The sequence below is a fragment of the Paenibacillus sp. B-A-8 genome (assembly GCF_048572915.1).
GTDB lineage: Bacteria > Bacillota > Bacilli > Paenibacillales > Paenibacillaceae > Paenibacillus_AQ.
Map to the genome: position 1 here is coordinate 6,194,646 of NZ_CP183882.1, position 13,712 is coordinate 6,208,357.

A 13,712-nucleotide genomic window follows, 5' to 3' on the forward strand; every position below is an offset into this window, starting at 1 on the left:
AAAATTTCACACTCCAATTTATTAACTATAAAACTCGCTCATCGTATTTTTTATATAATTACTTTCTTTCATTAGAACATATGGATGATTTTTCTGCTTTATAGCCTTGTCTCTCAAATCTAATAACGGTAATACTTTACTAGATTTTATTAACTTCTCCGTTTTTTCTTTTTCCTTCTGGTTTAATTCAATCAGCAAAGGAATAATTTGTGCTTTAATAATATTCTCATCTGTATCAATCGGTGCTAATTCAATAACTTTTTTTGTTTCTTCAAAAATTTCCTTTGAAGTTAGTGAATCAAATATACCTATAGCAGCAATCTCCAAACTTAGACCTTCGACTAATTCTTTTTTCTTATGGATTACTGTATTTTGTCGCTCCTTCATTGCAAGTTTAATCCGTCCCTCATAAGCTGTATTTTGCTTATGATTCTGCATCAATTCATCTAAATTAATCATGATATCTTCATACTTATACATAGCTGCAAAGTCATTATTACGAATTGCATTAAGCATCGGTTGAATAAATTGCATGTCTTCTTTAGCTGTTTTAACAATCACTTTAGAAGTTAATATTTCATCCGGATTATTTTCATCAAAAAGAGCACGCTCTTGCGACAGAATAAATAAGCAAACAGCAACAGAAGTAATTCCTAAGCATTCTTCATAAAAGGTATCTTTAATCTCCTCGGTTAGCTCTGAACGTGTTTTAAGACATTGTAATTTCCATAGAGTCTCTAAAAAGAACTCCCATTCCTCGCTATCTTTATCCATTCGATCCCAAATGATTGATCCATCACTTGCTGCACGGCGAGCTTGACGGAAATTCCCTTTAAACAGTTGTTGTGCTTTGGATGTACCAATTAAAACTGTAGGGATTCCTACTGTATTAGATAACGTTACAAAGAAATTCAACATTTCTTCTTGGTCATTTTTAGAATGTAATAAATGTTGAATTTCATCTATAACGAGCAATCCGATGCCATACATACTAGCTAATGAAGTCATATGTAATAACATCGTAGAAGTAACTCGATAACCCGAACCAAATTTTTCTGAATAGCGAGTTCCTAACAAATTATCAATCGCTTCAAAAAAGCTTTTACATAGCGTCGAAAGACTTCCATCATAAGGGCAATCAATTTTTAACCAAACAATTTGTGTACGATTAAATGGCTCTCCCATATAGTTTTCATGCTTAATAACTTGCGGGTACATTAATAACAGACGTTCAATTGCAGTTGTTTTACCGATACCTGAAATACCAATGATCGAAAGGCTGTCGGCTGTTGAACGAATGTAATTCAAACGCTCATCAATATACTTATGGGCCTGTTCCTCATCTTCTCGAAGTTCATGTAACACTCGAATTCTTTCAAAAAATTTTTTATCTAATGGATTACGCGCTAAATATCCTCGTCGTAACAACGTAGATAGACGACGTTCCACTTCAAAATGAATCGGTAATGGCTGAATAAAATTTTTGACACGCTTTAATACATGATACCGAATGTTAGCTTCTTTCTGCTTATCTTCCTTACTTATTCGAGGCGTTACCATAAAGCGTTCTAACACATCATCTTCATTGAAAATAGGCGGTAGAGCTTCTAGAAAAGGGTTATTTTCGTACTCTGGAAGAAATTGTGGCTTATAGACTGCTTCCTCATAGTCGCCTTTTAAAACGACATTATTCGTCTTCTCCAAATTCCTCATCTCGCTTTCTTTTCAATTTGCTCATTAGGCCTGAACTCGATTTAGTAGTTGGTTCTTCCTTTATTTTCGGAAATTCTAGAATTTGTGTAGGCTGTTGATTTACTTTTGTTTCTCTATCAACTAAATCAAATTTTTCCTCTTCTCTTTGTAATACCTTCTCAGCTTGTCTATTTACTTTTATATTACGAACCTGTTCCGCTTTTGAAGTTGGTTTAGGTTGCTTTTTCTTTTCTAATTTAGCCTTTTTAATGATTTCTTCTATTGCCACATCAGTGTTAATACTGTTATTTTTCTGTTCAACAAATTGCTCTGCTTTTAGCTCTTCAAGATACTCTTGATAAAATTCAATTTCATCTAACATATTCCCTTCATACTGTTTACTTGCATCTAATAAAAAAGCAATATCAAAGCTTCTCCCATCATTAGAGGGAATATAAATTTGATCCATATCTCTAGGGTCATATGCAACTTCAATACTCGTACTTCTTAACTTCACATACCATTGCTCATTAATAGCCTTATCAGACCCATAAGAAAGACCTTTAAATTTTATACCTGCTCTAGTTATGCGAGCCTTTCCACGAGGTAGTATATTTAAACGATATATATTTTTATCATTCGTAACTTGTAAGCGTCCTTTTTTATTTGCAATACCCCAAGTCCAAAGATTAAGTGGTGTAGCAACTAAGCCATCTTCAATCATCGTTTTTTCCAATGGATATTTATCAATAATTTTTTGATTATGCTGTAACATTAAATGGATTACAATTTTAGTGAATTCCTTTAAATTTAACGTCGCGTCTAATCTGTAATCTCGATCGCCACGCTCGCGATATTCCTTTTGAATTGCTCCCGGTGCTTTACGTTTAATTTTGCCGTTAATGGTACCAAATTGACGTTCAATAATACCCTTTAAATCACCACGATAAGCTGAGGTATTTTCAATTTTGATATTAAAGTTATTGATTAAACTCGTTACCGAATATCCTTCAAACTCGCCTCTATCAGCAATTAATATTTCGGGCAAGTGCTTTGCTGGCCATTGCTGCTCTTCTATTTCAATGCCATACTCGGCACAGTAAAAAACTTTATCTGTAATCATATTATCTAGAGCCATCATTGCTCCCGTCCAAGAAGGCCCTTCTAAACCGACATATACACCTGTAAATAATCTCGAATATACATCTATAATTCCGTAAATAACTGGACGTCCAATAATTAGAGAACGATTAAATGAACTTACTAAGTAAATATCTGCGATGGTAGCATCTACTTGGAATCGAGTACCCGGTCCATCTGTTTCTTGTGTGGAATTACTCAAAATTGGTCTATGCTCTAAATCAAATTCCTTCTTGCTTTTACGCATCGAGATATCTAATTGCGGGTCTTCATATTTTTTAAACCAATAGTAGAACTGGTTATAGCTCGGAATTCGCGAAGCATCCCACACACTATATTTCACTTCATCATCTTCAATATATTTATTAGAGTAGAAGTCACGTAGTAAATATTCATACGTTTCCGCTAAAGTAAGTTGTTCTTTTTTGCGATAGTACTGTTTTATTACATGTACAAACTGTTTTTTAACATCATCTGTAATATTAATACCTTGCTCTTTTTCATTACTTACTCCATATTTACGAGGCCTTCCTACTTTATTTGCGCTAGCTAAATTTCTTTCTTTACCTTTACCACCAGATTTGTTGTAATCGGGTAAAAGTGCATTTTTATTTAAACCTCTTTGCCAAAAGCGGGTGAAAAGCCTTTTAACCTTGAGCTTTTTTAAATTAAATTTCTCAGCAATTTGATCAAAGGCTAAATCACGCGTTTTCTTTTCTAATAGCTGCCACTTATAATCTTCCCATGTACTACTAATTACTTCCCAATCTTCATCACGTTTTTCAATTTGCTTTGGCGTTAGATTTTTATCATCGTGACTTGTGAAAAACGGGTCTGAAATTGCTAACAACACACCTGCATCAATTTCATCCTCTAATGTTTTCAAGCTGATTTTTTTCGGCATTGCAGTATCGCCATTTAACTCCACATAATAAACGATGGAATCATCTAATTCGATAATTCGTATGCGATTTTCCTTTTCGTTATTTACATACTGGTACAACTGATTATAAAAAATCATATTGCATTCACCTTTTCTGAATAGTCCCTATGAACAAATTTGATTTCAATAACGTTGTTTACATCTAATTTGTTCATTAAATCTACTTCAATTACTTTTGTAATAATTAGATGTTTAAATAGGGTAAGACCACTACCAGGCGACAAGTAAAATACATCATCTAATTGCGTACAAGCTTCTCTTACTGTTTTATCTATACTAAGTAATTGTGAAATTAAATAAACACTAAATGTATCTATATCCGATTCACTATACTTATTGAAATCTTCAATACTACTTAAATCAGCATACGAGTGTACGAAAGAAATGTTCAACGCCATTTCTTTCGGTACTTCTAGTTCTGTAACGATGCCCCAATCAATTCCTTTACGTTCCCAGTACTCTCGTTCAACCTCAAACTTTTCAATGACACGTTTATCCATAAGGTCATCTTTATATTTAAGTGTTCGAGCTAAATTAACAGGTTGACCTTGTTCCAGCTTTGTAACTACGAAATCGGTAGTCATTACAATTGGCTCTTTCGTTTGAGGATGTGTTGGATGTTTGATACCCAATTCTTCCGCAATAATTAGCGTTTCCTCAATTGGCAAGAGGGGAAACTGCTCACGAATATCGACTACCAAATCCGAATATTCCAATAAATAAAAGTAGTTTCGTTCCAAATCCGATAAAAACTCATATTGCCTAGGAATTTTAATACCTTTTAATCTAGTAGATCGTCCTAGCGATGATACATCTTGAATAACCAACCATGGCTTATAATCTACACCAATACCTTGTCCATGACCGTCTTTTACCTTTTTATCTATAGGTGTTGTTCGTTTGCGTTTTGGCATTGACTTCACCTCCTAGTAGGATAAATCTAATTTTTGATATTCTTCTACAATTTGAGTTCTCAATTTATAAATAACTTCCTCATAATTATCAGGTTTTTCATTATTGTATCGATTGTTCCAATGAGAAATATATTCAGACAGATTCCCTAGCAAAACAATCAATCCACTTTGTTCAAAAAATTTATGATTATTTAGAGGTTGTACTGCATCAATTTCTTCTATTAAAGTTATTCCATTTTCTGCTTGACTAATTAAATTCATTACAGGAAAAAGTAACTCTCTCATTTTCGCTTTTTCATTATCTTTTGCATTATTTGAGAAAAAGTTTTTATCTAATCGCACTGTTTCAAAATATTCATCATATAAATCGTGTTTTTTCAATAAATCAATCAAGTCATCTTCATCATGTAATTTAATAGCAATTCCAAACTCTTCTTCGTTTCTTTTTTTCCATTTTCTCCACCATGAAGCTTCTTTGTTATCCATAATAATCGGTATACATAAAACCCACTCATTCAAATCGTCTTTATCTACCGATTTAAATGAACTGATTATTTGGTCCTTTTGAGATTTCCCTACTTCATATCTAAAAAACTTACATTGAGCAACTATATATCTATCTCCATAATCTATATAAACATCAATACCTCCATCACCTTGATTAACTCTCACTCGTTTAACTTCAGCACTCGGATGTTCATTTTTATAGATTTTATAACAAACCTCCTCAAATTTATCTCGAGCACCCTCTTTATATTTATCCCATAACCATTCGAAACTTCTTTCCATACAACAACCTCCAAAAGTCAGAAATAAAAACAACCTCTTATGGATATTTTACCCACAGAGGTTGTTTTTTATCAAACTTTATTATTAGTTATCAATTTTTATTTAAAATTATCGAACTTTATTATAAATTATCAATCTTTATTAAAAACCAACAACACATTGTCTATTCCCAACAAACCCTACTCCACAGTAACACTCTTCGCCAAGTTACGTGGTTTATCCACATCATGACCCAGCGCAAGAGAAGCATAATAAGACAATAATTGCAGAGGTACTACGGACAACGCTGCTGTCAGCATTGGCAGTGTCTTAGGAATCACAAACACTTGATCCACTGATCTAAGCAGGTCAGTCAAATGCTCTTGATGAGTGATCGCAAGCACGTCAGCGCCGCGAGCCTTCACTTCTTTAATGTTGCTCACAGTCTTCTCAAGCACAGCTTCCTGAGTTGCCAGGGCAATAACCGGAACGCCCTCTTCGATTAGAGCCAGCGTACCGTGCTTCAATTCACCTGCGGCATAAGCTTCGGAGTGAATATAAGAGATTTCTTTCAGCTTCAAGGATCCTTCTTGAGCAACAGCGTAGTCTACGCCGCGGCCGATGAAGAAAAGGTTTTTGTGCTCAGAAATTTGTTCTGCATAACCTTTGATCGCTTCTTTTTGAGCCAGGATCTCTTCCACTTGCTCTGGTAGAGCTTGCATAGCTGCTAGAATCTTAGCCACTTGTGCTTCGGTTTGTGTACCACGAACTTCAGCTAAATAAAGAGCAAACAATCCGAAGGCAACCAATTGTGAAGTATAGGCTTTGGTCGAGGCTACTGCAATTTCAGGACCTGCCAAAGTTACCAACACATCATTCGCTTCGCGAGCAATAGAACTGCCCACTACGTTAGTGATCGCCAATACATGTGCACCGTTAGCTTGCGCTTCACGCAGAGCAGCCAATGTATCCGCGGTCTCACCGGATTGGCTAACAACGATAACCAAAGTTTCTGGTGTCACGATTGGTGAACGGTAACGATATTCCGATGCGATATCATTCTCAACCGGAATACGAACCAAAGATTCGATCATAGTACGTCCTACCACACCAGCGTTGTATGCCGTTCCGCAAGCAACAACTTGGATGTTACGGATGTTCTTGATTTGTTCTTCCGTCATGTTCAACTCTGGCAAAACAACCTTGTTGCCTTCGGCATTAATACGACCACGCATAGTGTCGCGGTAAGCCTTAGGCTGCTCGTGGATCTCTTTCAACATGAAATGCTCGTAGCCGCCTTTTTCCGCGGTAACTGCATCCCAATCGACAGTAATCATTTCCCGAGAAATAAAGTTGCCTTCAATCGTCATCAGTTCGACAGCATCTCTTGTCAGGACTGCCATTTCGCCGTCGTTCAAAATATATACGTTACGGGTATACTCAAGCAATGCAGGAATATCTGACCCGATAAAGTTTTCTCCTTCGCCAAGACCGATAATGAGCGGGCTCGCTTGACGCACAGCCACCAATTTATCTGGTTCATATTCAGTCAGGACACCTAATGCAAACGCACCGCGCATGAAGGTAATCGCTTTTTGCACAGCCTTCACGATATCCCCATCATATTCACGAGCAATCAGATGTGAAATCACTTCTGTATCTGTTTCGGAGACAAAGTGGCATCCGCCAGCAATCAGCTCTTCTTTCAGATCCAGATAGTTTTCAACAATACCGTTATGAACGACCGAGAACTTCATGCTGTTATCCGTATGTGGATGCGAATTCTCATCAGATGGTTTACCGTGGGTTGCCCAGCGTGTATGTCCGATACCGGCGCTACCTGCCAGTGGTCTGCCTTCCAGCTTCGACTGCAGATTCGCCAAACGGCCTTGTGCTTTCACTACTTGCAGTCCTTCCCCAGTAAATACAGCAATACCAGCAGAATCATATCCCCGATACTCCAGCTTCTTCAATCCTTCAACCAAGATCCCCTGCGAATTCTGATTACCAATATATCCTACAATACCACACATTATAATTTCCCCCGTCCGAGTTATCGTAATGTGGCGGCATAAGGAAAGAAACGTGCCGTGCGGCATGTTTTTGAGAAAAAGCAAATATTCTGTTGTATTTTGGATCAACAAAATAAACTGTCACTTACATCTTATGTTCATGAAATGCACAGCCTTCTTCTCTGCCGTGGCAGAACTACCGTGTTTCTTTACGATGCGCGCACACATGAATTTTTAAATTTCTTATGCACCCATGAAAACGTTGTGTGAAAGGTCGCCCTTCCATTTTCCGTCTCCATTTACGGCTCTGGTGCATCACCGGGAGGTCCCCGCCGAACATTTCGAACACCTCCACCTCGTCAGCTTACGTCTGCCGTGATCCGTTCAAGCCCTTGTCTACATAGCTATGTAGCAGCTTTCCCTTCTCCCCCGCGCTCGACCAAGCTCTGGCGCTTGCTATTGCGAACCTCACAATCCCCGCTTTCCTTCTAGAATGACACTTAATCTATTATATGCACCTTGTAGTACTTTGGCAATGCTGCACCAACCCAAATTTCCAATTCCTGTTCATTGGATCCGGCCTAAAAGTGATAAACACCGGTGTAATGAGTCCGAATTGATCTCGCACACTACACCGGCTATATAGTTATGGAAATGAATTATACCAATTCGCGTTGAACAACTTCTACAATTTGATTCACATAAAGATCTAGATCTGCCTTATCAGGTCCCTCTGCCATGACGCGGATTAGAGACTCCGTACCGGACGGACGTACAAGCACACGGCCATTGTCGCCTAGCTTGCCTTCTACTTCAGCGATAGCCGCTTCGATAGCCTGGTTGTTAGGATAATTGGTCTTATCCTGAACACGAACATTAACCAGTACTTGCGGATACTTTGTCATCATGCTTTTGAGTTCACTAAGCTGCTTACCTGAAGCTATAAGTGTATCTACCAGCTGAATAGCCGTCAGAATACCATCACCTGTAGTATTATAATCAAGGAAGATAACATGTCCAGACTGTTCTCCACCTAGATTAAAGCCGCCACGGCGCATTTCTTCCATCACATACCGATCACCTACAGCTGTTTTAGCAGTGTTCAGAGATAATTTCTCGGTAGCTTTGTAGAATCCAATATTACTCATAACCGTTGATACAATTGTACTATCTTTTAGCTTGCCTGCACGGTTCATTGCATCCCCGCAAATACAAAGGATAAAGTCTCCGTCAACTTCATCACCTTTATTATCAATCGCAATCAATCGGTCAGCATCTCCGTCAAAAGCAAGCCCCAAATCCGCTCCTTGACGCAATACTTCTTCACGCAAAGTCTCTGGATGTGTCGAACCAAATCCAGCATTAATATTCAAGCCATCAGGCTCAGATCCAATAGAAATAACCTCAGCGCCAAGCTCTCTGAACAATCTTGGTGCAAGTTCATACGCTGCGCCGTGAGCACAGTCGAGTACGACCTTGACCCCTTTAAAATCCTGAGAAATTGTAGTCTTCAAATATTCTAAATAGAGGTACTTAGCATCATTATCAACCGTAACCATGCCTAAACCTGAACCGATAGGACGCGGCAATTCATCTACCTCAGCATCCATAAGCTCTTCAATACGCAGCTCAGTTTCATCCGTAAGCTTGAAACCATCTCCGCCAAAGAACTTAATGCCATTATCTTCAACCGGATTATGTGATGCAGAAATCATTACCCCTGCATCGGCCTTTAATAATCTAGTAATATAGGCAACAGCAGGCGTACTCACTACACCTATACGGATTACATCTGCTCCAATAGACAGCAAACCAGCAATAAGAGCCGATTCAAGCAAAGGACCGGAAATACGTGTGTCCATTCCGATGACAACCTTTGGTTTATGCACGTTACCCGCTAGTACATATCCACCGCAACGACCAATGCTATAGGCCATTTCTGCTGTTAATTCACGGTTCGCTACTCCCCGCACACCGTCAGTTCCAAAATACTTCCCCATTATTTTTCTCCTTTGAATACGCTACATTAGCTTAATGTTCTATCATATGACTTGAATACTATTTTGGTGTACCTTTGGGACATATCCTAAAAGACGTATTTCAATAAAAGGTTATGTTCCCCCTGTACCTACAGGATTTTCGGAATTCGCACTTGTGTTAGCTGTGCCGTTATTCTCTGGATTGCTATCTGTCGGGTCAGGCGTTGCTGTCCCCCCACCAGCCTCTCCACTATGGGTGGGCTTCTCAGTGGCTCCCTCATCGCCTATAACAGGCTCAGAGCTTGGCTCAGGAGTAGTTACACTCCCCGTATCTGGATGAGGTGTAGGCACCGGCGTTGCAGGTGATAGTAGTTGCACAGTCACGGTAAGAGGCACGCCTGAATTAGCCAGTGCAATGAATTTGGGCAGTGATACCCGTAAAGAAACCTCATGAGTCCCGGCAGTAAGGCCAGTCACATCTGCCACAACACTTAAATCTTTCTTATCTAGTTGATTTAACAAATTAGGTGCACCCGTTAAGGTAAGGTCTATATCCTTACTTGATGGATTAACAATACTTCCCTCTAGCCCATCACCCACACCTTGTAACTTGATGGGTACAGCGTCAACCTTCCGTTCAGCAATTTCTGAAATCGTTAATGAAACATTCACAGTTTCAGGCATGACCTTCTCAGTTCCAGCCGGAGGCTTCAGATCTACCTTCAGCTGCTTCGTTCCTGCAGAATCTATAGCGCTAAGATCGACACTTGCTTCATAGGTTGATAAAGCAGCTAATGCATTTGCTTGACCATATACAACAACTGATTCCAGTTCTGGTGTCACATTCGATAAGACGAGAGAATCTGGAAGTTGACCGGTAAAGCCGATATCCAGTGGCAGGCTCTTAAAAGGCAAAGTAATTGGCAATTCCACCGATACGGTAGCTGGTTCAATTACAGCGTCCTTCACTTCTTTTCCTTCACTATCATAAGCGTGCAGCTTCAATTTCTTCTCTTTAAAGGTTTCATTCTCCCCATTTAGCTCAATGGTGCCTTGTACCTTTACCACTTTGCTTAACTCATTATCAGGAAGCGTAACCTCAACAGTATCTGTAGGCTGCATGACAGGGGTGCCCAATTGATAACCCGCTGCTGGTTCTCCCTTGGTAACCAAGGTTATGGGAAAAGACTTTGTATTTCGCAGCTCTACATGTACGTTGACCTCTTTAGGAGTCATTCTGACGAGCGTTACACCTCTAGGTAATGAATAAGAGAGTGGCAACGTATTATCTCCAGGCTCAACCTTACTTAGATCAAGAGTCACTTTATAGTCGTCCGAGAACTGAAAGGAGATATCAGAGTTCTTCCCCTTAACCTCCATACTGACACTATCTACATCCTTGTATTCCAGCACATATTTATCTTTATCTAGACCGACCTCTTCGATCTTTACATTCTCAATAATCTTCGACTTAGTATCGACCGTGGTCTGTCCAACAGGTGCTGTGTCGACACGAACCATTGTAAACAGAATAATCCCAAACGCAAGGGCAAGAATCTTATTGAAATTGTTATTGCTCATCCACTTATCCATGATTTTTGTCCCCCTTCCGTTTCCAGAAAGTTGAACCTTTCTCCTTCAGCGATGAACTTACACTTAGCTCTTGATGGAGCTTCGAAATCATTGATTCTTCTTTAATGTCCCTCACAATTTGACCATTGATGGCCAGAGAAATCTGTCCTGTCTCCTCTGAGACAATGACAGACACAGAGTCCGCAACCTCACTGATCCCTATAGCTGCACGATGCCGTGTCCCCAGTTCCTTACTAATAAAAGGGTTCTCAGACAAAGGTAAATAACAAGCAGCGGCGGCAATCTGGTTTCCTTGCATAATAAGGGCTCCATCATGCAGAGGTGTGTTAGGAATAAAGATGTTAATCAGCAACTCCGAGCTGACTAGAGAACGCATCGCGATACCCGATTCCGTATATTCATTGAGGCCTGTCTCTCGCTCGAATACGATTAATGCCCCTATTTTTCTATGTGATAAATAATTTACGGCTTTAATGACTTCGCCAATTAATTTACTGAGCTCTTCATCACTTTCCCCAGCCCGTCCGAAAAATCTGCCTCGTCCAAGCTGCTCCAGTCCCCTTCGTAGTTCCGGCTGAAAAATGATAAAGACCGCCAGCACCCCGAATGTAAACATTTGATTCATTAGCCATTTGAGCGTATAGAGATCTAGGATGGTACTCACAGCCCAAATCAAAACCAGTACGAGAATCCCCTTTAGCAGTTGAATCGCTCGAGTTCCGCGCACCATATTAAGCACTTTATAAATAATGTAGCTGACGATCAAGATATCAATTATATCTTTAATGGAGTCTTTCCATGTTAAATCTGTAAAATAACTCATTGCCTAAAACCCCCGTCATTTCATATTAGCTGGGTTTATGTAAAATGTCTGTTAGATCTATATCATATCTAGGTTATAACGTTCGGGCTCCAGTTGCAAGTTTAGTGCCTCACGCATTTTCTAAATTTTCTAAAATAAGGCAACAAAAAAGCGCCATCTTTCCGGAAAAAGAGGCGCAAAATAATATTCCAGCTCAAGGTAACCACTGCCCGCATTAACGGTAGGCAACTTCAGAGAACATGTTCGTCACTTTATACCAGAGCCAACTTACTGCTTGGTCTATGCTTTTGACTTGCCCAGAAATATGAGCCGTTGAAGCCTGATACAAAGAGCCGTCAATAACTGTTACGTTACCGTTCACTTCCCCATATACCTGTGCTTTACCATTCTCTATGGTAAGGTCACCGGTAATAATCTTGCCGGAAGGTACGATTACAGTATCCCCTTTGATGACCACTTGATCCAGATCTACTCCTCTAACTACAAGTTGTCTATCTGGACTCCAAAAAGTTACGGTGCTCATTAGCATTACGACAAGAAACAGAGATGCCGCTGTAAGTGCAGGGTGTCTCTTGATCCAGGTAATGAAAGCTTTTTCTTTCTTGGACTTTGGCAATGAACTCATTATCCGGCTCACAAGATCATCTGAGGCGACGGGATTCTGATGCATAAGGGAGAACATCAACATATCTGTCTGTTCTAATTCTTTAAACTTTGCACGGCAATCTGGACAGGATAGAAGATGCTCCTTCAATTCCCTCTGCTGCTGTTCGGGCAAGTCGTCATCCAAGTAATCGTGCATCATAGAGACGGCCAGTTTGCATTCCATAGGAGCCAATCCTTTCATGAGTGCTATTTAATTATCCTAAGACAAAGGGTCAGGACACATAAGACTTGCTTAACTTACATACGTTGCTCTTCAAAAGATGTTTCATAAAAAAATCAATTATTACATTTTCGGGCCTAATTTTTTACGCAAAAATTCACGACCGCGGTGAACGCGCGTTTTAATCGTGGTAACAGGCATGTCGAGCACATCACTGATCTCCTGAAGTGATAAATCCTGCAGGTATCTAAGAATCATCACAGACCTGTATTTCACAGGCAGACTGTCAATCGCCTCATAGATTAGCCCCTGCGTCTCAGAGAGCAGTAATTCGGTCTCAGGTGTCACATTATCACTTGGAATCAATGAATAGCCGTCAAGGCCCTCCTGATCGTTCATTTCTGCATCGAGCGAATAGGTTGGTTTCCGTTTACGTAATCTATCAATACAGAGGTTCGTTCCAATCCGATAAATCCAGGTAGAGAACTTCTGTTTATCATCATACCGATCCAAGTTTCTATACACACGCAAAAAAGTCTCCTGAACAATATCCTCCGCCTCATGGCGATTGTTCAGCATCCGGTACGCCAGATGATATATTTTGTCTTTATATAGTTCCACAAGCTCGGCAAATGCCCTTTGGTCGCCTTTTAAGGCGAGCTTTGTCAATCTGCCTTCCAAATTCTCCACCTGTTAACTCCCCCAGACTTGCCGCCCTTGGTATTTATCTTGAAATATCCACGGTACAAGCAATTAAATCGTAATTCAAGTTTGTATAAAAATCAAGGATTGTATTGTAACCTTCTATGTAAACTGAGTTAATTTTTAGGAGTAAAACACGGTTGGGAATACGATTGCATTCCATAGAATGTTGGACTTTCGGTCGCTGTTATCCTCTGATTTCCTGATTATAAACCGCATATAGCGGTCGAAATCTGAGGATAAAGGCGAACGCTGGCGCTCCTACAGTTCCAAAATTCTTTTCCATGCACTCTTTCCCCTAATTTTATATCCCTCCTAAT

10 protein-coding genes are annotated in these 13,712 nt (G+C 39.6%); all 10 read right to left on the reverse strand.

The genetic code is table 11. The features are described from left to right. Positions 1-21 precede the first annotated feature (21 nt). On the reverse strand, positions 22-1,713 hold the full coding sequence (locus ACN6MV_RS27930; protein WP_419885303.1) for an ATP-binding protein: 1,692 nt from the start codon (positions 1,711-1,713) through the stop codon (positions 22-24). After that, entirely contained in the window at positions 1,688-3,853 is a 2,166-nt protein-coding gene (locus tag ACN6MV_RS27935; protein ID WP_419885304.1) for a Mu transposase C-terminal domain-containing protein, read from the reverse strand. The genes ACN6MV_RS27930 and ACN6MV_RS27935 overlap by 26 nt, the downstream gene beginning before the upstream one ends. After that, on the reverse strand, positions 3,850-4,689 hold the full coding sequence (locus ACN6MV_RS27940) for a TnsA endonuclease N-terminal domain-containing protein (protein WP_419885305.1): 840 nt from the start codon (positions 4,687-4,689) through the stop codon (positions 3,850-3,852). The genes ACN6MV_RS27935 and ACN6MV_RS27940 overlap by 4 nt, the downstream gene beginning before the upstream one ends. 12 nt (positions 4,690-4,701) lie before the next feature. Then, positions 4,702-5,478 carry a hypothetical protein gene (locus ACN6MV_RS27945; RefSeq protein WP_419885306.1) on the reverse strand — a complete coding sequence of 259 codons (777 nt, stop codon included), beginning with the start codon at positions 5,476-5,478 and terminating at the stop codon, positions 4,702-4,704. Positions 5,479-5,657: 179 nt separating this feature from the next. Further along, positions 5,658-7,490, reverse strand: coding sequence for a glutamine--fructose-6-phosphate transaminase (isomerizing) (gene glmS, locus ACN6MV_RS27950; RefSeq protein WP_419885307.1), 1,833 nt, complete (start codon positions 7,488-7,490; stop codon positions 5,658-5,660). Between the two features lie 638 nt (positions 7,491-8,128). After that, positions 8,129-9,469, reverse strand: a complete 1,341-nt coding sequence (gene glmM / locus ACN6MV_RS27955) for a phosphoglucosamine mutase (protein ID WP_042131172.1) — start codon at positions 9,467-9,469, stop codon at positions 8,129-8,131. A gap of 111 nt (positions 9,470-9,580) precedes the next feature. Then, positions 9,581-11,041, reverse strand: coding sequence for a YbbR-like domain-containing protein (locus ACN6MV_RS27960; protein WP_052414752.1), 1,461 nt, complete (start codon positions 11,039-11,041; stop codon positions 9,581-9,583). Further along, positions 11,034-11,864, reverse strand: a complete 831-nt coding sequence (cdaA, locus tag ACN6MV_RS27965) for a diadenylate cyclase CdaA (protein ID WP_042131174.1) — start codon at positions 11,862-11,864, stop codon at positions 11,034-11,036. Before cdaA ends, ACN6MV_RS27960 begins: the two co-directional genes overlap by 8 nt. Before the next feature lie 214 nt (positions 11,865-12,078). Next, on the reverse strand, positions 12,079-12,693 hold the full coding sequence (locus ACN6MV_RS27970) for a zf-HC2 domain-containing protein (protein ID WP_042131175.1): 615 nt from the start codon (positions 12,691-12,693) through the stop codon (positions 12,079-12,081). Positions 12,694-12,813: 120 nt separating this feature from the next. Beyond that, positions 12,814-13,380 (reverse strand): RNA polymerase sigma factor SigW, encoded by a 567-nt coding sequence (gene sigW / locus ACN6MV_RS27975; protein WP_036681288.1) that lies wholly within the window; start codon positions 13,378-13,380, stop codon positions 12,814-12,816. Positions 13,381-13,712 lie beyond the last annotated feature (332 nt).